Annotated in this window: 21 protein-coding genes; 13 read left to right on the plus strand and 8 right to left on the minus strand. The window is 38.8% G+C overall.

What is annotated here, in order from left to right; genetic code table 11:
- Positions 1-170: 170 nt before the first annotated feature.
- Positions 171-1,826, minus strand: a complete 1,656-nt coding sequence (locus ABES03_RS15440) for an FAD-binding dehydrogenase (protein ID WP_430118239.1) — start codon at positions 1,824-1,826, stop codon at positions 171-173.
- A 148-nt stretch (positions 1,827-1,974) separates the two neighbouring features.
- Here ABES03_RS15440 and ABES03_RS15445 point away from each other — a divergent pair, with 148 nt between their 5' ends.
- The 5 genes from ABES03_RS15445 (at position 1,975) to ABES03_RS15465 (ending at position 4,807) form a co-directional block, all read left to right on the plus strand.
- On the plus strand, positions 1,975-2,535 hold the full coding sequence (locus ABES03_RS15445; RefSeq protein ID WP_430118241.1) for a maltose acetyltransferase domain-containing protein: 561 nt from the start codon (positions 1,975-1,977) through the stop codon (positions 2,533-2,535).
- Between the two features lie 19 nt (positions 2,536-2,554).
- Complete coding sequence (locus tag ABES03_RS15450; protein ID WP_430118243.1) at positions 2,555-3,232, plus strand: HAD family hydrolase; 678 nt, start codon at positions 2,555-2,557, stop codon at positions 3,230-3,232.
- A 117-nt stretch (positions 3,233-3,349) separates the two neighbouring features.
- Positions 3,350-3,760: a VWA-like domain-containing protein gene (locus tag ABES03_RS15455; protein ID WP_430118245.1), complete on the plus strand. Its 411-nt coding sequence runs from the start codon at positions 3,350-3,352 to the stop codon at positions 3,758-3,760.
- 133 nt (positions 3,761-3,893) lie between these two features.
- Positions 3,894-4,358 carry a GNAT family N-acetyltransferase gene (locus tag ABES03_RS15460; RefSeq protein ID WP_430118247.1) on the plus strand — a complete coding sequence of 155 codons (465 nt, stop codon included), beginning with the start codon at positions 3,894-3,896 and terminating at the stop codon, positions 4,356-4,358.
- Positions 4,355-4,807 (plus strand): hypothetical protein, encoded by a 453-nt coding sequence (locus ABES03_RS15465; RefSeq protein WP_430118249.1) that lies wholly within the window; start codon positions 4,355-4,357, stop codon positions 4,805-4,807. The genes ABES03_RS15460 and ABES03_RS15465 overlap by 4 nt, the downstream gene beginning before the upstream one ends.
- A gap of 31 nt (positions 4,808-4,838) precedes the next feature.
- Here the strand turns inward: ABES03_RS15465 and ABES03_RS15470 are convergent, their stop codons facing one another.
- On the minus strand, positions 4,839-5,321 hold the full coding sequence (locus ABES03_RS15470) for a GNAT family N-acetyltransferase (RefSeq protein WP_430118251.1): 483 nt from the start codon (positions 5,319-5,321) through the stop codon (positions 4,839-4,841).
- Positions 5,322-5,461: 140 nt separating this feature from the next.
- Between ABES03_RS15470 and ABES03_RS15475 the strand changes: the two genes are divergently transcribed.
- Positions 5,462-6,445: a hypothetical protein gene (locus ABES03_RS15475; RefSeq protein ID WP_430118253.1), complete on the plus strand. Its 984-nt coding sequence runs from the start codon at positions 5,462-5,464 to the stop codon at positions 6,443-6,445.
- 147 nt (positions 6,446-6,592) lie between these two features.
- On the opposite strand, the gene ABES03_RS15480 is transcribed toward ABES03_RS15475, so the two are convergent.
- Entirely contained in the window at positions 6,593-7,897 is a 1,305-nt protein-coding gene (locus ABES03_RS15480) for an Nramp family divalent metal transporter (RefSeq protein ID WP_430118255.1), read from the minus strand.
- A 251-nt stretch (positions 7,898-8,148) separates the two neighbouring features.
- Between ABES03_RS15480 and selB the strand changes: the two genes are divergently transcribed.
- Complete coding sequence (selB, locus tag ABES03_RS15485) at positions 8,149-10,032, plus strand: selenocysteine-specific translation elongation factor (protein ID WP_430118257.1); 1,884 nt, start codon at positions 8,149-8,151, stop codon at positions 10,030-10,032.
- Positions 10,033-10,075: 43 nt separating this feature from the next.
- Here the strand turns inward: selB and ABES03_RS15490 are convergent, their stop codons facing one another.
- The 4 genes from ABES03_RS15490 to ABES03_RS15505 all read right to left on the minus strand — a co-directional run bounded on the left by ABES03_RS15490 (position 10,076) and on the right by ABES03_RS15505 (position 16,953).
- Positions 10,076-11,569, minus strand: a complete 1,494-nt coding sequence (locus ABES03_RS15490; protein ID WP_430118259.1) for a TerD family protein — start codon at positions 11,567-11,569, stop codon at positions 10,076-10,078.
- Positions 11,570-11,752: 183 nt separating this feature from the next.
- Positions 11,753-13,216 (minus strand): alanine/glycine:cation symporter family protein, encoded by a 1,464-nt coding sequence (locus tag ABES03_RS15495; protein WP_430118261.1) that lies wholly within the window; start codon positions 13,214-13,216, stop codon positions 11,753-11,755.
- A 155-nt stretch (positions 13,217-13,371) separates the two neighbouring features.
- Positions 13,372-16,488: an MMPL family transporter gene (locus ABES03_RS15500; protein ID WP_430118263.1), complete on the minus strand. Its 3,117-nt coding sequence runs from the start codon at positions 16,486-16,488 to the stop codon at positions 13,372-13,374.
- Between the two features lie 3 nt (positions 16,489-16,491).
- Complete coding sequence (locus ABES03_RS15505) at positions 16,492-16,953, minus strand: MarR family winged helix-turn-helix transcriptional regulator (RefSeq protein ID WP_430118279.1); 462 nt, start codon at positions 16,951-16,953, stop codon at positions 16,492-16,494.
- A gap of 188 nt (positions 16,954-17,141) precedes the next feature.
- Here ABES03_RS15505 and ABES03_RS15510 point away from each other — a divergent pair, with 188 nt between their 5' ends.
- The 6 genes from ABES03_RS15510 (at position 17,142) to ABES03_RS15535 (ending at position 22,623) form a co-directional block, all read left to right on the plus strand.
- A complete protein-coding gene (locus tag ABES03_RS15510) occupies positions 17,142-18,119 on the plus strand; it encodes an efflux RND transporter periplasmic adaptor subunit (protein WP_430118265.1) in 978 nt (325 codons plus the stop codon).
- A complete protein-coding gene (locus ABES03_RS15515) occupies positions 18,119-18,829 on the plus strand; it encodes an ABC transporter ATP-binding protein (RefSeq protein ID WP_430118267.1) in 711 nt (236 codons plus the stop codon). The genes ABES03_RS15510 and ABES03_RS15515 overlap by 1 nt, the downstream gene beginning before the upstream one ends.
- On the plus strand, positions 18,807-19,973 hold the full coding sequence (locus ABES03_RS15520) for an ABC transporter permease (RefSeq protein ID WP_430118269.1): 1,167 nt from the start codon (positions 18,807-18,809) through the stop codon (positions 19,971-19,973). The genes ABES03_RS15515 and ABES03_RS15520 overlap by 23 nt, the downstream gene beginning before the upstream one ends.
- 86 nt (positions 19,974-20,059) lie before the next feature.
- Positions 20,060-20,731 (plus strand): response regulator transcription factor, encoded by a 672-nt coding sequence (locus ABES03_RS15525; protein WP_430118271.1) that lies wholly within the window; start codon positions 20,060-20,062, stop codon positions 20,729-20,731.
- Between the two features lie 9 nt (positions 20,732-20,740).
- A complete protein-coding gene (locus ABES03_RS15530) occupies positions 20,741-22,018 on the plus strand; it encodes a sensor histidine kinase (protein ID WP_430118273.1) in 1,278 nt (425 codons plus the stop codon).
- A 92-nt stretch (positions 22,019-22,110) separates the two neighbouring features.
- Positions 22,111-22,623 (plus strand): PepSY-associated TM helix domain-containing protein, encoded by a 513-nt coding sequence (locus ABES03_RS15535; RefSeq protein WP_430118275.1) that lies wholly within the window; start codon positions 22,111-22,113, stop codon positions 22,621-22,623.
- Positions 22,624-22,671: 48 nt separating this feature from the next.
- Here the strand turns inward: ABES03_RS15535 and ABES03_RS15540 are convergent, their stop codons facing one another.
- Positions 22,672-23,562, minus strand: a complete 891-nt coding sequence (locus tag ABES03_RS15540) for a cupredoxin domain-containing protein (RefSeq protein ID WP_430118277.1) — start codon at positions 23,560-23,562, stop codon at positions 22,672-22,674.
- Positions 23,563-23,664 lie beyond the last annotated feature (102 nt).

The following is a 23,664-nucleotide window of genomic DNA, read 5'->3' on the forward strand; positions in this document are numbered from 1 at the left end:
GGGAAAAGGTGAGTGCCGGTCGATAAGAGCGGTTTATAACGCCCGTAGCCTGGGGAAAAGGTGAGTGCCGGTCGATAAGAGTGCTTCATCATTTAAGCAATACAAATAAAAAACCACTACTAAAAAAGCAGTGATAACCAGTTCAGTTCAGGTTTCACTGCTTTTTCCACTTAATTCAATTCTTTAGCCAGCGCCCGGCCTGCTTGCCTTCCTGTAAACAGGCAACCTCCAACGAACGTTCCTTCTAAAGATCGGTAGCCATGAATTCCGCCTCCGCCAAACCCAGAAACTTCACCAGCAGCATAAAGACCTGGTACTGGTTGACCAGAAGCATCCAGGACTCTGCCGGACAAATCCGTTTGAAGACCGCCCAACGTTTTACGGCTCACAATGTTTAATCGAACAGCAATCAATGGTCCCATTTTTGGATCAAGAATTTTATGTGGGGGAGCAACCCTTATCAGTTTATCCCCTAGATAATTCCTGGCCCCGCGCATTGCAGTAATTTGAAGATCCTTCGTAAACTTATTTTCTATTTCACGATCTCTCGCTAAAATTTGCCTCTCGATGTGATCAAGTTTAAGTAATTGATCACCAGTGAGCTTATTCATTCCTTCTACAAGTTCAGGAAGGGTATTAGCAATGACAAAGTCCTCGCCCTTATCCATGAATGCTTTAACAGGCGCAGTTGGGCCTGGAAGCACACGAGCTAACACTTTCTTTATACTCTTTCCTGTTAAATCTGGATTTTGCTCGGATCCGGATAAAGCAAATTCTTTTTCAATAATCTTCTGAGTTAGAATAAACCAAGAATAGTCATATCCTGTCTTCATAATCGCTTCAAGAGTTCCTAGTGTATCAAAACCCGGGAAATTTGGTGCTGGGAATCGATTTCCGTTCGCATCTAGCCAAAGAGAGGAAGGACCAGGAAGGATTCGGATTCCATGCATAGGCCAGACTGGGTCCCAGTTTTTAATACCTTCCGTATAGTGCCACATTCTGTCGCGATTAACGATGCGTCCACCAGCTTTCTCAGTAATACCAAGCATCCTTCCATCTACATGTTCTGGTACACCTGAAATCATATTTTTTGGTACTGCTCCAAGCCGTGTAGGCCAATTTTTCTTAATCAACTCGTGATTTCCGCCAATCCCTCCACTGGTTACTACTACGGCTGAACTAAGAAATTCAAAATCGCCAATGACGTCACGGGAACTTGCTTCTCCACGGGCAGCATTACTTGGTACAAGGACGTCACCACGGACCCCGGAAACCGCTCCATTTACCTTTAATAATTCATTCACACGATGACGAGGGCGATAATCGACAAGCCCCTTTTCCATTGCTTTTCTAACTCGATCCTCAAATGGTTTAACAAGCCCAGGACCAGTACCCCAAACAATATGAAATCTTGGAACAGAATTTCCATGTCCTTCAGCTGTATAGCCTCCGCGTTCAGCCCAGCCGACCACAGGGAAAAAACGAATACCCATCCCAGTCAACCACTCGCGTTTTTCACCAGCAGCGAAGTCCACATATGCTTCTGCCCATTTTTTTCCCCAATAATCTTCATCCTCTTCTCGATCAAACCCTGCGGATCCTAGCCAGTCTTGCCACGCCAAGTCACGGGAATCTTTTATTCCCATTCGTCTTTGTTCGGGTGAATTGACAAGAAATAACCCTCCAAAAGACCACCACGCCTGTCCTCCGAGAGACGCTTCAGGTTCTTGATCTAAAAGCAGTACCTTCTTTCCCGCATCAGCCAGTTCAGCAGTCGTTACTAAACCTGCTAGGCCGGCCCCAACCACAATAACGTCATATTTCAAATGATTTTCCTCCCCGTCAGAAACAACCGTTTATATGTTAATGGTAAATATTGTTTTCAGAAAAATCAATATTTATTATCTGAGTGTATTTTGTTAATAATTATTTGATATGATTTAGGTATCAAAAACAAATGATTGGAGTTTATTAATGAAAACTGAAAAGGAAAAAATGATAAGCGGAGAAATGTATAACCCAACTGACCCTGAACTAGTAAAAGGCAGAGAAAATGCACGAAGAATAACTCGCCTATTTAATCAAACATTAGAAACAGAGATTGAAAACCGAACTGAATTACTTAAAGAACTTTTCGGAACAACAGGGGACAATATATATATTGAGCCTACTTTGCGGTGTGACTATGGCTACAATCTTCATGTGGGTGAGAATTTTTATGCAAACTTTGATTGCGTATTTTTAGATGTTTGTGAGATACGCATCGGTGATAATTGTTTTATTGCTCCAGGCGTACATATATATACGGCTACACATCCAATCAATCCTTACGAAAGAATATCCGGAAAGGAATACGGCAAGCCAGTCACAATAAGGAACAATGTCTGGATTGGAGGAAGAGCGGTCATTAATCCAGGAGTAACAATAGGAAATAATGTCGTCATTGCATCTGGGGCAGTCGTTACAAAAGATGTTCCCGATAACGTTGTCGTTGGTGGAAATCCTGCAAAAATAATAAAAGAAATTGATTGCTAAGAAAAGAGGAAGCCTCGTGATGATAAAAGCTGCACTATTTGATCTAGATGGCACTTTGCTAAACCGCGATGCTTCTGTTCGAAAGTTTCTTATGAATCAATATGAAAGACTAAACAAGTGGCTTGGACATATTCAAAAGGAAGCATACATTGTCAGGTTTACTGAATTAGAATGCCGTGGATATGTTTGGAAGGATAAAGTTTACCAACAATTAATTGATGAATTTAAAATAAAAGAATTAAGCTCCGATGACCTACTAAAAGATTATGTTAATTACTTTAAGTACCATTGTGTCTCTTTTCCAAATGCTATTGAAATGTTGGAGGAACTAAAGGGTAGGTCAATTTCTTTAGGATTAATTACAAATGGATTAGGAACGTTCCAAATGAATAATATTATGGCTTTAGGGATTGATACATACTTTCAGACGATCCTCGTATCAGAATGGGAAGGAATAAAAAAACCTAATCCTGAAATATTTAATAGGGCCTTGAATTCACTTGGAGTTCAGCCAAATGAAAGCATATACATTGGCGATCATCCTGATAACGATATCCGGGCAGCCCGTTCTATTGGAATGCTGAGTGTTTGGAAAATAGATGCTCAGTGGGACCATGTTGATTCAGATTTTACTATTCAAGGATTGGAGGAAATTCCTCCAATTATTCGCACGCTTTCCGTTCCTAATTGTATCTAGGGCTAGTTTGTCCATAAAAACGAACCTTTATTTTCCCGCAATTATCCAATCATAAACCATTATCCACTAACCCAAAATAAGATAGTTCACTCATTCAAACAAAGGGGATGATGGAGTTTGAAATGGCACAAAACGATTCTTTCTATGATACAGCAACGACAGGACAAAAAAGTGGCTTTAGCAGTAGACACGTCCACAAATGAAGCACCTGTTATCCTTATTAATAACATAGTAAAGCTGTTTGAAACCGTTAAGCCAGACACGCTATTGGTTCAAGCAGATTTTAAGATCCGAGATATTTCCCCAGTAAAAAGCGAAACCCTTACTTTTTATACACATGGGAAATCTTCCTATACATTAGTGCTTGAGTGGGCACAAGAAGAAAAGATAGACACACTGTTCTATATTACGGATGTAACCGGCTTTTTTTCAGAAGAAATGGAAACAGTGGATTTTGAATTATTCTGGCTTGTACCTGGGCAATTCTTACCGAGAGTACCATTTGGAAAAGCGATTAAAGTGGCTTAAGGTTCCTATCCCTCACATAGTGGGGGATATTTTATTTTCACAAAAGAAGGATAGCTGGAAATACAAAGCGAATAAATGGAGGAGAGAAAATTTTGTGATAGAAGCTAATTAATATAGAAGAGGTAAGAAATGAATGATTAGAGAGATTGATTTACATGATAGACATGTAGCATGTCAGTTGTTAGAGCTTCAACGGGCTTCCTACCTAGTAGAGGCGAAGTTAATTGATTTTTTTGAAATCCCTCCACTAAAAGAGTCTTTGGAGGAATTAATAGAATGTGGGGAGACCTTCCTCTGTTATTTTGAAGAGAAGATAGTTGCGGGTGCGATTTCCTATACAGTAGACGGGAACCAGTTGACAATCTGCCGAATGGTTGTTCATCCAGGCCACTTCCGAAAAGGGATTGCACAGAAATTGTTGAGTGAAGTAGAGAGCAGGAATTCGCAAATATCCGTTTATAAAGTATCAACGGGTAAAGATAATCCCCCAGCCAAGAATTTATATCTGAAAAATGGATTCACATTCGTAAGTGACTTTGAAGTTGTACCAGGATTATATATTAGTAATTTTGAAAAAAGAATGGTGGAAGAAGGATGACTACAACAACGTTATCTCATAAACAATTGGCAGTGAATAGCTTTAATGCGGTGTGGGACCTGCTCGAATTGGCTGAAAGGACAAAAGAAGAGGAAGAGAAGATGATTCATCTTGCTCATACTTCTTTTTGGCATTGGACTCAGGTGGAGGACCATACTGCTAAAAATCTGTCGATTGGTTATTGGCAACTATCAAGAGTTTATTCCACTGCAGGTTTAGGTGAAAGAGCGGTTTATTACGGTAATCGGTGCCTTGAAGTGAGCATAGAACATAATATTGAGCAATTTTATATCGGCTATGCGTATGAAGCCTTGTGTAGGGCATACGCTTTATTAGGTCAGACGGACGCTTCTAAAAAGGCGTATTCAGCAGCACTAGTCTATGTACAACAAATAGTAGATGAAAATTCAAAAGAGATGTTAGAAAACGATTTACAGACGATAGAATAAAACAGTGGAGGCTGCCCTTTTGGGACAGCCTTTATTGTTTACTCTTAATCTCAAATTCTTGAATCGAACGTCGTTTCTCATCATATTTTTCGCTGTAATTCCCGTTAGTAAATGATGAGATTGTGCTTCTCCAGAACGCTTGGGCTGGATAGTTTTTTTCGATTTGTGTAATCTGCCACTTTCCAGGGAACATGTTAAAAAGTCGGGTTGCAACAAGTTTTCCAAAGCCTTTACCATTATATTTACGAATGATAAAAAATTCGAGAATAGTGTTAGGTTCAGTTTCACTAGCACTTTCAACTAAAGCAAAACCAATAAGTTCATTTTCCTTCTTAATGAAAAAAGGGTGAAGGTTGGGGCGGCTCCAGTATGGGGTTAAATCAAAAGGTTTGTAAAGCCCGTTCTCTTCGAGTGTGATTGTTGGCAAATATTGGGCGAACTCATAGATGTAGAATTGCATTAGGTTATGTAAACATTGCTCCTCTTCCTTTAAAACTCTCACTAATTCAATCATTATTATCCTCCGACTTTCTTTTTCTTGTATTACTACATTTGACATCGTGTCCTTATTTTCCTTTATATGCAAAAAAGGTATTTTACAAGAAAAGATCTAATATTAACAATAACAATATACTAGAATACGAGGGGAACTATATGGATGTATCAAGATTTTATGCTTATTGTCTGCAAGGGGATGTTCCAGCAGCCTATGAATACCTTCGCTCAATAAAGGATAAGAGCAAAAAACTACAAGCACTAGAATTGAAGTATCATCGTCGATTCTTTACAGAAAAACCGATCTTTCGGATTAAATCTGATGATACTTGGATTAGGAAAGTATTACTAGCTTACTATCAATACTTTATTGCTGCTTTAACAAAACAGAATAGATCAGAAGCAGAAATCCAACTAGCACAATCACTTGCACCATGTATTCCTAATAACCCTTCTGATATGGATCTTGATCAGATAGAAGGTCAATTAGAGGTGTTATTTAAAAATAAAGGCTATCACTTCTTAGGTGGTTTAACTGGCCCTTTTAGAGGTCCTTATATATGGAAGACGATGGAAAAGAAAGAATTTAGGGTTGAACTTCCATACCTTACGGAAGAGATAACCGTGTATTTTTTATCAGATTTTCTACTGCAAAGTTGGATACATTTTTCGACCTTTGGGGAAAAACGGGCGGGTGGCTGGGCGAAGCCTGAAGGACTTTATTTTGTAAATGACCGACCGAAGGAAAAGAAAATAAATCTGGACAGTACCGAGTTTCAAGTTAGCTATTTAAAACATGAGGCTCAGCATTTAAGTGATTATACACGTTTTCCTAACTTAAAACCTAAGGATTTAGAATACCGGGCAAAACTTGTAGAGCTAATTTACGAGCCGAATTCTTTTAGATTACTAAAGAAATTCTTCTATGAGGGGAAAAATGACCCAAGGTTTCCACATCCCTATTCATCCTATGTGTTAATGGGAAAATTAACCCAGCTTGCTTTTAGTGATGAAGAGATTGTAGAAGTAGAGCAGTGGAAGACTGTACAATCTTCCATGATTCAAAACTGGGCTTTGAGGTTATATGATGAGCATACAAAGCAGCTAGATAAGATGGGGAAAGAAGCGAGGGGAGTTATATAAAAATAAAAGAATCCAAAGTATTAGTTCCAGCTGTTATTGAAAGGTGCAAACAAATAAATCGGGGTTATGAAGGACAAAAAACGGTGGATAACAAGAAAAATGTCCTTCATCGGGATAATGAAGGACCAAAATCAGTTAGAAAATAATCTATCCTAAAAACGTCTGAATGACCAACCATACATTTAACCCTAATATAGTGATAGCAAAGAGACTGGCTAAGACGGTGGTTATTCGTTTATTCGTTAACACACCCATAAGATCTTTCTTTTGGGTAAAGTAGATTAATGCAATAATTGGGAAAGGTAAAACAATACTTAGAACAACTTGGCTAATAACAAGTGTTCGAGTTGGGTCGACCCCAATGGCCACGATAATTACTGTAGGGAGCATGGTAATTAGACGACGGAACCAAAGTGGTATGGTAAAACCAACAAATCCTTGCATGATAACCTGCCCAGCCATCGTACCTACCACAGAACTTGAGATTCCTGAGGCAAGTAAGGAAATGAGAAACACACTTGCTGCGGCAGAACCAAGCAATGGAGTGAGTGTGTGATAGGCAGATTGAATGTCAGCAATTTGACTGTGACCAGAAGAATTGAAGACAGATGCCGCCATGTACATCATCGATAAATTAACAAAACCAGCTAAGGTCATAGCAATGAAAATCTCTTTCGTACTAAACTTTTGGATTTTCACTTTTTCTAAGTCATTTCGAGGAACAATCCGCCCTTGAGTTAAACTGGAATGTAAATAAATCGCATGCGGCATAACAGTAGCACCTATTACTCCAACTGCAAGCATGATACTTTCATTATTACCTAGCCATGGGACAACACTATGATAAGCAATTTGCGAAAAATTTGGTTGAGAAAGCACGGTTTCCACTAAGTAACACAACCCAATCAATACGGCAAATGCTGCAATAAACTTTTCAAGTGGGCGAAATCCATACTTTTCTAACAATAATATTAAATAGGTAACAACCCCGGTAATAATAGTAGCAAATAACATTGGTATACCTGCAAGAAGGTTTAAGGCCAGTGTTGCTCCTAAAAATTCTGCAAGATCGGTTGCCATTGCCGCTAACTCTGAAACAATCCACATAATTAGTACAAGCCATTTGGGCATATAATCCCGGCAAATTTCAGGGAGACTTCTACCTGTTGCAATACCTAGTTTTCCTGACATGTTTTGTAAAAGCATCGCCATTAAGTTGGCTAAAACAATTACCCATAACATTTTATAACCAAAGCGTGCACCGCTCTGAATGTTTGTAGCAAAATTTCCTGGATCAATATAAGCAATGGAGGCAATGAAGGCGGGCCCAAGGAAAGGCAATAATGCACGAATGCCTTTAACTTTTCCGTTTATGGCATCTCTAGCGGCAGAAACTGTTCGATGTTCTGCTGCTCGAGCCCCTTCAACTGCAAGTGATTCGGTCTGGCTCATAGGACACCATCCTTTCATTTTGTTTATTTTTCTATAATGCAAGCTTTGTTCGTGAGTGAACAAAAGTTGCGTCAATGCAAATTTATAAAACTATTATATATAATCTACAAAAATTTGTGAATACTTTTGCCTATGATAGAAGATTAAACTTTGATTAGAATGGGCAGTAACTGTCTAAAAATGTTCTCTTGAACAATTGCTCTATAAAGGCTACAGTTATATGAAAGAACGATTTTAAGAAGGTGGCAAACGTGGAAAAACGATATTTTACAATTGGTATGGCAGGGCATATTGATCACGGGAAAACATCCTTAACGAAAGCGCTGACCAATGTGGATACAGACCGGTTAAAAGAAGAAAAAGAACGACAAATCTCCATCGAATTGGGATTTGCTCCTCTATATGAAGATGATGAAATACAGATTTCAGTAATAGATGTTCCAGGCCATGAGCGGTTTATTAGACAAATGATAGCTGGAGTAGCGGGAATCGATTTGGTTGTGTTAGTGGTAGCTGCAGATGAAGGCGTGATGCCGCAAACAAGGGAGCATTTAGATATTTTAAAATTCTTAGGTGTAAAAAATGGTTTGATTGCCATCTCTAAAATTGATCGAGTCGATGAAGAATTCATTGAACTGGTTAAGGATGATATTTTAGAAGAGCTAACGGGGACCGTTTTTGAAGAAGCTCCATTTGTACTTGTAGACAGTTTATCAGGAAAGGGCATTGAGGAAATAAAAAATGTAATTATTAAAACCCTGAAAGAACAAGAAATGCGTGATGCGAAAGGGGCCTTCCGCCTGCCAATCGATCAAGTGTTTACCGTTAAAGGTCAAGGAACCGTTGTTCGTGGAACTGTTTACGAGGGAACGGTGGAAGAGGGACAAGTGCTAAAAATCATGCCTAAAGGACTGGAAGTAAGAGCACGGCAGATTCAAGTACATCATAAGCCTGCACCTAAAGCCTATGCAGGCCAAAGAACAGCGATTAACCTCTCTAATATTACAAAAGAAGATTTAGAGCGGGGGGATGTTCTCGTTTCTTCTGAGCATTTTATTGTAACAAAAACAGTAGATGTAGCTGTACGTGTAGTTGAGGATCTTGAACATATGGTCAAGCAGCGGATGCCTATTAAACTACATATTGGAACAGCCGAGGTTATGGGTAGGATTGTTTTCTTTGATCGTAACGAAATTAAAGAAGAAAATGGAGAAATCCTTTGTCAGCTTCGTTTAGAAGAAGAAATCCTTACAAAGCGAGGCGACCGATTTATTTTGCGCAGACCAAGCCCACAAGAAACAATCGGCGGTGGCTGGGTAATTGATCCACGTGGAAGTAAGTACCGATTCGGTAATCAAACCATAGAAGAGCTGGAGAAGAAAAAAGTAGGCTCACCAAAAGAACGGATTACTGCCGCTCTAATTGAAGCGAAGAGTCTTCCGTTAGCTGAGTTAATAAAACGAACTGCACTAGATGAAGCAATATTAATTCAGCATTTAGATAACCCTGAATTTGTTTTCTACAATGGAAAAGAGTATACATTACAATTGTTAATTAATGCCATAGAAGAAGACATATACGATCGAATACAGGAATTTCATCTGTCTCATTCAATGAAAACCGGTATAAATAAAGCGGAGTTGTTACAAACCATGCAAAAAAGATTCCCAAAATCCTTACTTGAATTTGCCGTAGAAAATGGGATATCAAAAGGAGTATTTAATCGGAGAGAACAATTTGTATTCTTGGCTTCCTTTGTACCTCATGTTCCGAAAAACTGGTCAAGGCGGACAGAGAATTTGCTAGAAGAAATGAAGAAGGATGGGTTAAAAGTCCGCTATCTCAAAGACTATTTTTCAGCAGCTGGGATTCCAGAAAATCTTGTATTTGATTTAAAAAAATTTTTAGAGGACCAAGCACTAATCGTACCGTTAGATGAGCAATTTGCCTATCACGGAGAAATTTTTTCTGAGGCTGTTGGTAAGCTTCGAAGCCAAACCGGATCTGAATTTGAGGTCGGTGAAGCAAAGGATATCTTAGACTTATCTAGAAAATATATGATTCCTTTTTTAGAAAGATTGGATGCCAAAGGCATAACAAAAAGAGTTGAAAATAAGCGCAAGTGGGTAAGTTAAAAAAGTCCTCTATTCCTAGTCGGGAATAGAGGACTTTTTACAATTATGATAAAAATTCTGCAGGGTTTAACCCAAGCTCACGACAGATATCAGCCACCATTTGTTTTTCATTGTTATCAAAATTTCCATCTGCGTAGCCGATTGCAATGCAATAGCGGGCCACTAATCTAGCTATTTCAGGTTTGGTTCTTACTTTTCCGAGTGCACGAAATGCCTCTGCACGACCCATCATGCGATCATTTTCAATTCTAGAAACAAAGAAATTGAATTTCTGAATGACTTTATTTGTGTCAAAGACTCGTAATTCATCGCTTTGATGAACAAATTCCAGCATTTTTTGACGCTCTACTGCATCTAAATATCCATCAGCCATGGCTACCAACGCGCAAGCGGCTACAACGGCTTCAAGAACATCCTGGCTTTTATAGCGGTTAAATAATTCTTGTGCTCTTCTTTTTTGATTATTAGCCCATTCCGCATAATCTGTTTGTGAAGGGGACCATGTACTGCCACAATTATTACAAGAGAACTTTAGTTGATTTTTTCCAATAAAGCCGCCAAGTAAACCAACTGGCCCAAGGATTAACCCGCCAATTGCCGCCTTCCCAAGCCCGAATCCTTTTTTACCAGTTCGAACATTAGAGGAATGACAACGTGGACAAATAATATCGTCTCCACCATATGCTTGGAATGAACCAGAAGTCGATGGAATAGCAGACTGTGCCGGATATCCATAAGCAGGCTGCTGGGACGCTGAGTCTGGTTGAAGATGAACTGGTTGTTGATAGTAGGTTTGCATTCCTTGGCTTTGCTGGTATGAATTATAACTATTTTGATTCTGCTGATAGGGGTTTCTATTATTTTGTTGGTACGATTGTGATTGCTGATTATAATTTGTGTTAACGTTTGATTGGTTATTAGATTGTTGGTAGGGCAATGTCGATGGTGCACTCACAGGAGGGTCATCAACAGTAATCCCAAAGTTCCTGCATAGTGCTGCTAATCCGCCCTGAAAGCCGCTGGCAATCGCATTGAATTTCCATTCCCCATTATGCCGGTATAATTCGGCAGCAACAATCGCTGTTTCCACAGTAAAATCTCTGCCAAGGTTAAATCTAATTAATTCTTCGTTGGTCATTTCATTAAAGATTCGAACATAAGCATCGGAAACTTGTCCAAAGTTTTGCCCTTTGACCTGTGCATCGTGAATCGTGATCGTAAAAGCAATGCGGTGAATGTGGGCTGGGACACGATTTAAATCTATTCTGATTTGTTCGTCGTCTCGCTCTCCAGCTCCTGTGCGGTTGTCACCGCTATAAATGATTGAACCATTCCCGCCAGAGGGATTATTATAAAAAACAAAGTCTTGGTCACTGTTCGCCTTACCAGATTCTCCTAGTAAAAATGCTGAAGCATCCAAATCAAAATTTGAACCCATTTGACTAATATTCCAACCTAAGCCCACTACGACATTTTGAAGGTCAGGATATGATTTCGTTAAATCCACTTTTTGCCCCTTGCTAAGAGTTACACCCACATCTTCCACTCCTCACAGTATTTTTCATATGTAAATAATATATCTATTCTCATTAAAGAAAAAACATTTCATTAACAAACCACTTATATGTTTTACGGAAGTAGAGGCGAAAAGTTTCAAATAAATAAAAAAGAAAGGACTAACTCTAAAAATAAAGTTAGTCCTTTCTATCATACTGGAAAATCATCCAGTCTTTTCTTCTTTTTCAAGAGGCTTAGAATATTCTTGCTCCCAGAAATCTGCATCTTTAATCCCTAATTTTACAGGATCAAACACCGGATCTTTTCCATCTTTAAGCTGTGCTTCATAGTCTTTAAGCACTTTAAGTGCTGGTTTTGTCAGAAGGAGAATGGCAATAATATTTAACCAAGCCATACTTCCAACACCAATATCACCTAATGTCCACGCAAGGCCTGCAGTTTTCACACTACCATAGAATACCATTCCTAAAATAGCAATTTTGAGCACATAGTCAGTCCACACACGTTTTACTTTTTGATTGATATAGGCAAGATTTGTTTCTGCCATATAATAATAAGCCATAATTGTTGTAAATGCGAAGAAGAATAGAGAAATAGCTACAAATGGAGCTCCAAATCCAGGCATAACTGATTCAACAGCAGATTGCGTATAAGCTGGACCAGGTTCAATATCTCCAAGATTATTGACAATTTGAGCCTTTCCTTCTGGTGCAACATTATACATGCCAGTAATAAGGATCATGAACGCAGTTGCAGAACAAACAAATAAGGTATCAACATATACAGAGAATGCTTGAACAATCCCTTGTTTTGCAGGGTGAGAAACCTCGGCTGCAGCTGCAGCATGTGGAGCAGTACCTTGTCCTGCTTCATTCGAATAAATACCACGCTTAACTCCCCAAGAAATAGCTGCACCTAAAATACCTCCAAATGCAGCATCTGCACCAAATGCGCTTGAGAAGATTAGTCTCAAGACCCCAGGAAGCTCAGAAATATTTAATGCAACAATAATAAGAGCAACGAGAATATAACCTAAGGCCATGAAAGGGACAACAAATTCAGCTACACGCGCGATCCGTTTAACACCGCCAAAAATGATCGCTGCTAGAAAAATGACTAGAGCAGCACCAGTGATTGCTGGGCTAATTCCAAAGGCATTATCCACACTAGCTGCAATACTATTTGCTTGAACCCCAGGTAAAAGGACACCTGTAGCAATAACAGTTACAATGGCAAAAAGGACCGCATACCATTTCATCTTTAATCCTTTTTCTATGTAATAGGCAGGCCCACCACGAAATTGTCCGTTTTGTTTCACTTTATATACCTGACCTAAAGCTGCTTCAACAAATGCTGAACCTGCGCCTAAGAAGGCAATAGTCCACATCCAAAATACTGCACCAGGTCCTCCAAAGGCAATAGCTGTTGCTACACCGGCAATGTTCCCTGTACCAACACGTCCAGATAAAGCAAGGGTTAATGCTTGGAAAGATGAAATACCAGCTTCTGACTTCCCGCCTTTAAACATTAGTGGAATAATATCCTTCATATGTCTTACTTGCAGAAATCTTGTGGCAAAAGAGTAAAACAATCCGACACCTAAACATAAATAAATGAGTGCTGGGCTCCAAATAATTCCACTGAGCCAATTAACAAACTGTTCCATATATTTCCCCCTTTGATAGAATACTTTTTTATTATATAACAGGATATTATGTAATTAAAAGAATTTTTTTAATTGTATAATTATTCTAATATATTAGTGCGTTAAAGGATTAAAAAAAACACCCCAACCGTTGAGGGAGGGGTGTTTTAAACGTTCTATTTTTTTATAAATGGCCACCAGTTTGCTTCACCAAAGGTTCGTACCATTACAGGAACAAATAATGGCAATACCACAAGTGCATACAACGCCAAACCGATTAATAGAATAGTAGCAATTTCGAGTAATGATAATACGCCTGATGGCATCATGGCAGCAAATGTCCCGCCTAAGATTATAGCAGCTGAAATGATAACAGTACCCATCTTCTTCATTGATAGAAGAATCGCCTGTTGTACGGGCATATCTCGATATTCGTTAAATCGATCCATTAAGAAAATGCTGTAGTCGATTCCAAGCGCTACTAGAATGACAAATGCAAAGAATGGAACCGCCCAGCTGATTCCTGTATAACCTAACCAATTCACAAAGATGGTCTCGGAAATGGCCATGGAAGTAAAGTAGGTTAAGACTAGTGAGCCGATTAAATACAGTGGCATAATGAGTGAGCGAAGTAAAATGATTAATATTATACTAATACCAACCAGCATTAATATGACAGTTCGTGAATAATCCGCTTTTGAAATGGTATCAAGGTCATGGTGCATACTTGATACACCGCCAACTGCTACTTTTGCATTCTCAAGTTTAGTATCCTTTACCGCTCGTTTAACTGCTTGCTTAATTTCAGGAATTTGGTTAATTGCAGCATTCGAATAAGGATTTTTATTAAAAATTACATCAATCGTCATCACTTTGCGGTCCTTTGACAAATAAGCATTGAGTGCTTGCTCAAAGTCCTTACTGTCAAGAACGTCCTGCGGAATATAAAAACCGTTCTGCTTCTGCTTTGCTACATCTGATAGATAGTCCTGGGCAGAATTTAGGCCATCATAAACTTGATTCAAGCCATCGGCACTTTGTGAAAGGCCATCAGATAGCAACATGGTTTGGCTTTTTGTCGTTTCAAACCCTGTAAGAAGCTGCTTCTGGCCCTCACTAATCGTATTTAATCCCCCAGTAAATTGCGGAATCCCATCAACCGCCTTACCTTGACCAGCAGCCATTTTATCGAGATAGTCTTCTAATTGGTTGATACCTGAGATTAGTTGTTCCATCCCTTTAATTAGTGCTTCCTGACCTGCTATGATTTCGGCAAATTTACTGTTGGCATAAGCAATCCCATCTTGGGCTCCTTTTAAGCCAGTGTTTAGTTGCTCCATCCCTGCAGTCAGTTCTTTAGTAGCTGCTTGAGAGCCCTGAACAGTCTGTTTAATAGTTTGATAGTTTTGATTATCTTGTATACCAATATAATCTTTTTCTAAATTACTAAAATATGGATTTGTGGAAAGTAAAGCTTGGTGTAAAGAGTCTAGTCCGCTTGCCGTTTTCTCATAATTCTCTTTTAGGGTACCTAACCCAGCTTCTGTTTTTTTGTATCCGTTAAGAAGCTGTTTACTTCCGGCTAATGCCTCAGCAGAATTTGCCTTAATCTGCTCCAAACCTTTTTTAGCCTCCCCAGCCCCTATAGAACTAGCTTTCAGTCCTTGTTCAATTTGTGAGAGACCTCCCTGGAGTTCTCCCAATTTTGTTTTTATCGTATTTGTCCCCGTAATTAAAGAACTAATCCCATCAGTGGCTTCTTGCATTTTCGGTTGATTAGAGGTCATTTGAGTGACAGCATCTTCAAGTCCGTCACTGATTTTTTTAATTCCTTCATTACTTTGGTCTAGTCCGTCTTCTAGACTTACGACTTGTTTAGAGATGTAAAAATCGTCAATTGGTGTACCTGTTGGTCGAGTGACAGACCGTACGGAGTTTACATCGTTTACTTTCTTAAGTTCTTGACTGATTTTTTCAGTAATTGCGATATATTCCGATGTGTTCATTTGATCATCATTTTTAATGACAATTTGAGTTGGCATGGATTCACCAGGTCCAAATGAATCAGAGATGATATTGAAGCCTTTTATAGAAGGGTATTCATCGCTGATTTCTTCAAGAGAGTTAAATGATAACTGATCATCATAGGTAAATAAGAATGGTACTGAAATAAGAGCGACTAGGATAAAGGCAATCAAAGGGCGCGCTAATGCAAATTTACCCATAAAGCCCCAGAATTTACTTTCACCGTGCTCGAGTTTCCCTTTTGAGGGCCAAAACAGTTTTTTGCCCAATACAGCCATGAAGAAAGGAACCACGGTTACGAGTGCGATTAACAAAATAGCCACACCAACAGCCACCGCGGCCGCAGATTTATACAGCTGAAATGTGGAAAGTCCAATGGATGCAAAACCGATCATAACAGCAACACCACTAAAGAAAACTGTCTTACCTGCTGTTCGATAAGTGGTGATAATAGCTTCAGTTACATCTTTACCTTCAACCATTTCTTCTTTAAAACGGCTGAGGAGCAGAATACAATAGTCGGTTCCTATACCAAAAAGAACAGCTACTAAGAAAATCTGCGTAAAGGTTGATAAAGGAAAATCAACCTTGTCAACTAACAATGCAACAATTGATTGGGCAGTAAGGTAACTAAAACCTACTGTTACCAATGGAATAATTGGGGCTATAGCGGATCTAAAAACAAGTAAAAGGACAACCAGAATGAATCCAACGGTGATGCCCTCTGTTTTTTTCAATCCTTCCTGAGAATTGGTAATGAGATCCTCACTAATCACCCAATTCCCTGTGTAATAATGATCAAGTTTGATTTGATCAATGGCATCATACAAATCTTTTGAGATCTCTTTTGCTTCCCGATTATTGGCTGTTACCTTCACAGAGACCAAAATTGTTTTTCCATCTTTCGAAACAAGCTGGTCTTTTAATTCCTCCTGTTTAAAATGAGTTAGGATTTCTGTGATACCAAGTTCTTTTTTGTTTTTTTCAAGCATAGAAACAGCTTTTTCTGCTTTCGCAAAATCTTCGTTGGTCAATTTCTTATCGCTATGGAACACGAGTGCAGTTTGTAGGTCTCTTCCTTTATTTTCGCTTGATTGAACGTCATTTAGAATTTTTTCAGCAATGGTTGAAGAATAGCCTTCAGGAACGGAAATTTGCCCTTTCTCCCTTACAAGGCCTTCCATATTTGGCGCAATCATAAAAAGAGTGGCGATCACTGCAATCCATGCGACTAGAATGAACCATTTTCCTTTGATAATCGTATTCAAGGATTATTCCCCCAGTTCTTCCTTTTTCTTGTTGGATAAGAGCGATGCTAACTTTTCATACGTATTCATAAAATTGACTATTTCTGTCTCATCAAATTGGGTAATGATGGATTCAACTAGTAGTCGTACTTTTTCCTGGCAATCTTGGTATAAGGCATTTCCTTCTTCTGTTAACGTTAAATAAACAACTCTTCTGTCGTTTTCATCACGTGTTCTCTGAATCAAACCTCTATCTGCCACTCGATTAATGATGGCTGTTATTGCACTTTTATTTACTTCAAATGCATCTGCTAATTCAGAGGAGGTACATTCATTAGCTTCGTGAATGTATCTTAATATATAATGCTGATCATTCGTTAGTTCATTTCCAATTTGACCCTTAATTAAGGATTCTGCTTTTTTGTGGACTTGAAAGGACAGCGTGACATAGCGGTCAATTAATTCCTGAATGGTTTTGTTCTCCATATACTTCGCCTCAACTTTTTTGGACAATTAGTTAAACTCTTTAACTATTCACTTGTTTAACTATAAAACATGTTAAATTTCAAGTCAATATTTCCCTTAAGGAAAAATTAAGGAATCATCGCAATAATATTTTATGACAAACTTTGAGCTCCCTAGGGAAAAGCCTAGGGTTAGAAAAGGAGTAGTGCATGATGAAAAAATGGGTGTTGTTAGCAGTTGGAATATTGGTTGTCGGTTTTGTTGGCTATCAATATTATTCATCAAAAACGGGGAGTCAAACGGTATTAGCACAGGTTAGAACGGCTACTGTTCAAAAAGGTACGCTGGAAGTCAAAATAAGCGGATCTGGAACAGTACAACCGGTTACAAGTGAAGATATTAAGTCAAAGGAAAATAACAATGAAATTGATGAAGTGTTAGCGGCTTCTGGGGAAGAGGTAAAGGAGGGTGATGAACTCATCACTTTTACTGATGGAAGCGATCCGATTACAGCCCCTGCGTCAGGAATCGTTACCACTTTATCCGTTTCGCCTGGTGAACGGGTAACAAGTGGACAAGTTGTGGCCCATGTAACCAACTATAAAGACTTGCAAACTGTTGTACAAATTGATGAACTTGATATTCCTAAAATCAAAAAGGATCAAAAAGTAAGTTTAAAAATAAATGCTTTCCCGGACCAGGCCTATACCGGAAATGTAGCTTCCGTTTCTGAAGAGGGAACTTCATCAAATGGTGTATCGACCTTTGATGTAATCATTCATATTGATAAACCAGAAAACCTTAAAGTGGGTATGAGTACAGAAGCTAGTATATTAACAGCAAGCAAAGAGGCCGCACTATATGTACCGTTAGACGCTATCCATAGCAACAATGGTGAAAAATATGTTCAAGTTGCCTCGGCAGCAAATAGTTCTCAAACAAATGGTGGAACCGAACAAAAGACTGTAAAAACGGGATTAGCCAATGAAGATTATGTTGAAATTACAGAGGGACTAACGGAAGGGGAAGTGGTCCAATTACCTCAACTCGCTACCGGAAGCTCATCCAGTAATACAAGAGGCTTCATGCAAGGTGGAGGTTTTGGTGGGGCAAATATGGGTGGAATGGGTGGCTTCAACCGAAACAGTGGCCGTCAAGGACAATTTAGCGGAAGGACAGGTAACTAATGGGGAAACCAATCATTCAAATAAAAGATTTAATGAAGACATATAAACTTGGTGGCGAAACGGTTCACGCTTTAAATAATGTGTCAATTGAGATTGATAAAGGAGAATTCTTAGCCATTATTGGCCCATCTGGTTCGGGTAAATCAACACTTATGAACATGATAGGCTGCCTTGATAGACCACAGTCCGGAAAATACCTATTGGCTGGTAAGGATATTGGTAAGATGAATGACAATCAATTAGCAACAATCCGAAATCAGAAAATAGGATTCATCTTTCAAAATTTTAATCTATTAACCAAACTAACAGCACTAGAAAATGTTGAGTTGCCCCTGTTATATAGTGGTGTACCCACAAAAGAGCGCCGGGAAAAAGCATTAGAAAGCCTTCAAAAAGTAGGGTTGAAGGAGCGGTCAGGACATTTGCCAACCCAGCTTTCTGGTGGTCAGCAGCAACGGGTTGCCATTGCAAGAGCACTTGTGGGAAATCCAGCAATTCTTCTGGCTGATGAACCTACTGGTGCACTAGATAGCAAAACTAGTAAGGAAATTTTAGCCATTATGAAAGAGTTAAATGAATCGGGACATACCATTATTTTAATTACACACGATCTAGAAATAGCGAAGCAAGCAAAGAGAATGGTCAGTATTCAAGACGGCCAGCTTCAAGAAAACGGAGGTGAGCTAGTTGGGCATTATTCAATCTATTAAAATGGCACTCCGAAGTATAAGAGGGAATAAGCTAAGATCTGCACTAACAATGCTTGGGATGATTATCGGAGTTTCTTCCGTGATCATCCTTGTTTCGATTGCACAAGGGTCAGCACAAAATGTGGCAAGTCAGATAAATCAACTGGGAACAAACCTATTAACTATTAATACTTTTAGTACGGATTTAGCTTTAACGGATGATAAAATTGATGAGCTTAGGAAATTGAATGGAGTGAAAGATGTTTCTCCCGTAGTTTCTGGTCGGGTAAATGTGAAAAAGGATAGAACTACTTCACAGGTTACACTAACTGGTACAAATGCAGCGTATTCCACTGTTCGTGATACGAAAGTGAGTGCTGGTCGATTTATCACAGATCTTGATATTGAATATAGACAAAAGATTGCGGTAATAGGGGCGGATACGGCATCTACCTTTTTCGGTACGGTAGACCCTGTAGGTCAATACCTCCAAATTGAGGGTACCTCCTTTAAAGTAGTCGGTGTTCTAGTCTCAAAAGGAAGTTCCTTGGGACAAAGTGGTGATAACGTGGTCATTGTGCCTTTAAGTACGGGCCAGAGGTTGGTAAAAAATACAACGATTAATCAAGTGTATCTCCAAGGAAAAAGTGGAGATCAAATGGATTTTGTGATGAACGAAGTAGAGATGAAGATGGCCTCTTTATTTCCAAACAAAAGTGATTCTTATAGTGTAATGAACCAACAGGATTTAATGGATACCATGAGTTCTGTCACAGACACAATGACAATGATGCTTGGTGGTATTGCTAGTATTTCGTTGCTTGTAGGCGGAATAGGAATCATGAATATTATGCTCGTTTCCGTTTCTGAACGAACAAAGGAAATTGGGATACGTAAAGCTATTGGTGCAAAGAGACGAGACGTTCTTTTGCAATTCCTTATTGAGGCAGTTGTATTAAGTGGTGTTGGAGGAATCATTGGTATATTAGCAGGAGTAGGTATAGGGAAACTACTTTCCTCTTTATTAAGTTTAACCGTATCCTTCACTTCATCGGTGATTCTATTATCGTTCCTTTTCTCGTTGGCTGTGGGTGTAATATTTGGGGTATTTCCTGCTAACAAAGCGTCCAAATTGAATCCTATTCAGGCTCTACGATATGAATAATATGAATGTAAGCGGATCACTCCTTTTGCGGCCGCTTCACTTTCTATATAATTAAATTAATGAACTTTTTACTAGGAGAGATAGAGATGCGTTTATTAGTGGTAGAAGATAATCTTCCGTTGCTAGATTCAATTGTCCAGCTTTTATCAGATGAATTTGAAGTGGATCAAGCAACGAATGGGGAAGATGCTTTATTTTTAGCAATGCAAAACATCCATGATGTGATTGTTTTGGATGTAATGATTCCCGAAATAGATGGATTTGAAGTGCTCCAGACAATAAGAAAAGAAGGCTTGAAAATACCTGTCCTTTTTCTAACAGCAAGAGATTCATTAGAAGATCGTGTGAAGGGATTAGATAGCGGCGGAGATGATTACTTAGTGAAGCCATTTCAAGCGGCTGAGTTAAAAGCAAGGATTCGTGCATTATTACGTAGAAGTGGCAGCTTGACTACCAATCAAACCATCCAATATAGAGGGATTGAATTGTTAGGAAAAGAAAGAGACATTTTGGTAAATGGCGAACCGATTAAGCTTACCTCCAAACAATATGAGCTATTAGAATATCTAATTCAAAATAAAGGGGCTATTTTAACAAAAGAACAAATATATGATCGTGTTTGGGGCTTCGATTCTGATACAACAATAGCTATCGTTGAGGTCTTCATGCACCATCTTCGTAAAAAATTAGAACCTTCAGGCTATCACGCTGATATAAAAACGATTCGTGGCGTAGGTTACATGCTTAACGAAGAGTAGGGGGCGCAAATGTTCCAGCAAACACATTTACGATTAACATTTATTAATTCCATTGTCTTTATTGTACTTATTAGCATTCTAGGAAGCACCATTTATTTTTATACGGATAGTAGATTATATAAGGATGTCAATCAGTCGTTACAGGAATCTCTTAACCACTTTCAGGAGCAACCCAGACCTGGTATTGGTCCTGATAAAGATGACATTCGCGAGGGCGAAGGAAAGCAGTTCTTACGAATCATGCGAAGAGACCCAAGAATTATGACATTAATATGGGATGAAAATAAGAAACTTATAGCAGAGCAAAATCGTGAAGCTGATCTGTTTCTCGATCATGAAAACGCAATTCGTCCTAAGGCATTAAACAGCCTGCAAGACGTAGATGTGGAGGAGTTTTCTTATAGGTATGTAGCGTTCGAGGTTGACCATCCCGAATTAGGTAAAGTGACGGTTCAATTTATTCGTAACGTTAACTCTGAAAAAGAATTACTCAACCGGTTATTATTAATTATTACAGTGGGTATTGGAATTGGAGTGGTATTAGCTGTAATTTCTGGATATTTCTTAGCAGGCAAGGCGCTCGTGCCAATTAAAAGAGCTTGGCAAAAGCAGACTGAATTTGTTTCGGATGCATCACATGAATTAAGAACCCCTTTAGCTGTGATCCAGGCAAAAACGGATATTCTTTTTCGATCACCAAGCGCAACTATTCAGGATAAAATTTTAGACATATCCGCGATTTCAAACGAATCAAGAAGACTCTCGAAACTCGTTACCAATTTATTGACACTGGCAAGATCTGATTCCGATCAAATTGAAATGAAGAAAAAAGCATTTCGGCTAGATGAATTATTAAAAGAAATTATTCATCATTATGAGGAAATTGCGATGTACCAAGAAAAAATGCTTCAGATAAGTGCGCTGGAACCTGTTGAATTTTTCGCGGATAAAGAAAGAATTCACCAGCTTATTGTCATTCTACTAGATAATGCAATGAAATACACAAAGGAGGGGGGAGAAATCCTGTTATCCTGTAAACAAAGTCACTCCTCCATTTACTTGGAAGTGAAAGATAACGGGATTGGAATCCCAGAAGAAGATATTCCAAAAATATTTGATCGTTTTTATCAAAGTGACAAAGCACGTACTGCAGCTGAAGGAACAGGTTTAGGCTTATCTATTGCAAAATGGATCATTGAGAAACACCATGGAAGGACAAAGGTTCAAAGTAGCCTTGGTAAAGGAACTACAATAGAGATTATTTTTCCGAGAGCCCAAAAAAATTAAATTTGGGTTCTTTTTTTTAAGGAAATCTTAAGGAACGCCCACGATAATGAATTTATTCATTGAAACAACTATTTGAGGGGAGAAGTACTGTCATGAAGAAGATGAGAAGGGCGCACTTATGGATTGGCTTAATTGCATCAGTATTAATTTTTATGGAGTCTATTACAGGACTACTAATGAATGAACCTTGGTTAATCGGTCAAACACAAATGGAAGGTGAAAGAGGAAACTTTCAACAAGGACAATTTAATAGAGGACAATTCAGGCAGGGTGAGGGACAAGCAAATGGCTTTAATGGAACTAACCCATCACAGGGGCAAGCCGGCGTGCAGGGCGGACAAGTTCAAGGACCTGGTGGGTTTGGCAGAAATGGGAACTTTCCAGAGGGGTTTCGTGGAGAAAGGATGGGGCAAGGCTCTTTCATGAGTACCATCCGTGGTCTTCATGAAGGCAGAATCGGAAATACAGATGTGAAATGGTTGATTGATTTAGCTGCTATTGCGATGATATTCCTTACTGGTTCAGGTATTTATTTATCTGTTCAAATCCTTCGTGCAGACAGTAAAAAGAGAAAGCGCCAATTAGAAAACATGGAAGTTTTATAAGGTAAATACCTGAAAAAGGCTGACAATACAGTCAGCCTTTTTTGCAATCTATTCAACAATGATGGTGCCTTTAAACATTTCCATACCGCAGCTAAAGGTGAATTCACCAGTTTTTTCAGGAGTAAAGGTAAGATTCGTTGTGCCTACTTTTAAATTAACATCGTTAATATTAAAGTCTGGAATCTTAAATGTAGATAAACAGCTATCTTCTAGTGGATTGTTAATTTCAAGTTCTACAGGAACGCCCTTTTTAACATGAATGACGTTTGGTGTATATCCAGTTTCAGTTACAAGCATTTTTACTTTAGGTGAGCTTTCTTTTGTGACATCCACCTCTGTTTTAGCCATTTTCTGAGTGCTAGTTTCCTGTTTAGCTTGTGTTTGTGCCGTCTCATTTTGCCCAGGAACCTTTACCATATCAGTGCTATAGATAAACAAAAACAGGGAGACGAGTACAACCCCACCTGCAATGATGGCAAATGGTGATAGCTCTGCGGTATCGATTGAAAATTTATTATTCGTAGTCACATAAATATAGACAATAACAAATCCAATAATAACAATATAGAAACCTAATAATATACCAAGTAAAATGGTTGGGTTAATATATTGTAGAAATAACCCAAGAATGGCTCCATTAATTCCCCCAATTAATCCAAATATGGATGACATCAGTATAGCAAGTAACCCAATAGGGTGACCTGCTAAGAAGCCAATAACGAATCCAATGATCATACTGACACCAACGACTAAGAATGTCTCGCCAGAAAGGATTCCAATGATACTGCCAGCCAACAAGCCAGTAATAATGGCAATAACCATGCTAAGCAGGATACCCGGAGTGTTATTCAGCTTGATTTTATTACGGTATACAAGAAAAATAGAATAACCGGTCCCTAACGCAACAATAACTGCCGATATGATTGAAAAAATAGTCATCTTTTTGTCTCCTCAATTGTAGGCTTATCCAATTTTATAAAATGGCTATGTTAAAGAACAGTGTTGATTATTATCCTCTGTTGATTGGAGCGGAAGACGCGA

The sequence above is a fragment of the Neobacillus rhizosphaerae genome, from assembly GCF_050477885.1.
GTDB classification, from domain to species: Bacteria; Bacillota; Bacilli; order Bacillales; family Cytobacillaceae; genus Neobacillus; species Neobacillus rhizosphaerae_A.

What these genes read in the sequence shown, in the direction of transcription:
- ABES03_RS15450 (WP_430118243.1), top strand. Translation starts at nt 2,555, where the DNA reads ATGATAAAAGCTGCACTATTTGATCTAGATGGCACTTTGCTAAACCGC.
- ABES03_RS15515 (WP_430118267.1), top strand. Translation starts at nt 18,119, where the DNA reads ATGGGGAAACCAATCATTCAAATAAAAGATTTAATGAAGACATATAAA.
- ABES03_RS15525 (WP_430118271.1), top strand. Translation starts at nt 20,060, where the DNA reads ATGCGTTTATTAGTGGTAGAAGATAATCTTCCGTTGCTAGATTCAATT.
- ABES03_RS15505 (WP_430118279.1), bottom strand. Translation starts at nt 16,953, where the DNA reads ATGGAGAACAAAACCATTCAGGAATTAATTGACCGCTATGTCACGCTG.
- ABES03_RS15475 (WP_430118253.1), top strand. Translation starts at nt 5,462, where the DNA reads ATGGATGTATCAAGATTTTATGCTTATTGTCTGCAAGGGGATGTTCCA.
- ABES03_RS15530 (WP_430118273.1), top strand. Translation starts at nt 20,741, where the DNA reads ATGTTCCAGCAAACACATTTACGATTAACATTTATTAATTCCATTGTC.
- ABES03_RS15535 (WP_430118275.1), top strand. Translation starts at nt 22,111, where the DNA reads ATGAAGAAGATGAGAAGGGCGCACTTATGGATTGGCTTAATTGCATCA.
- ABES03_RS15480 (WP_430118255.1), bottom strand. Translation starts at nt 7,897, where the DNA reads ATGAGCCAGACCGAATCACTTGCAGTTGAAGGGGCTCGAGCAGCAGAA.
- ABES03_RS15495 (WP_430118261.1), bottom strand. Translation starts at nt 13,216, where the DNA reads ATGGAACAGTTTGTTAATTGGCTCAGTGGAATTATTTGGAGCCCAGCA.
- ABES03_RS15460 (WP_430118247.1), top strand. Translation starts at nt 3,894, where the DNA reads ATGATTAGAGAGATTGATTTACATGATAGACATGTAGCATGTCAGTTG.
- ABES03_RS15465 (WP_430118249.1), top strand. Translation starts at nt 4,355, where the DNA reads ATGACTACAACAACGTTATCTCATAAACAATTGGCAGTGAATAGCTTT.
- ABES03_RS15510 (WP_430118265.1), top strand. Translation starts at nt 17,142, where the DNA reads ATGATGAAAAAATGGGTGTTGTTAGCAGTTGGAATATTGGTTGTCGGT.
- ABES03_RS15540 (WP_430118277.1), bottom strand. Translation starts at nt 23,562, where the DNA reads ATGACTATTTTTTCAATCATATCGGCAGTTATTGTTGCGTTAGGGACC.
- ABES03_RS15470 (WP_430118251.1), bottom strand. Translation starts at nt 5,321, where the DNA reads ATGATTGAATTAGTGAGAGTTTTAAAGGAAGAGGAGCAATGTTTACAT.
- ABES03_RS15445 (WP_430118241.1), top strand. Translation starts at nt 1,975, where the DNA reads ATGAAAACTGAAAAGGAAAAAATGATAAGCGGAGAAATGTATAACCCA.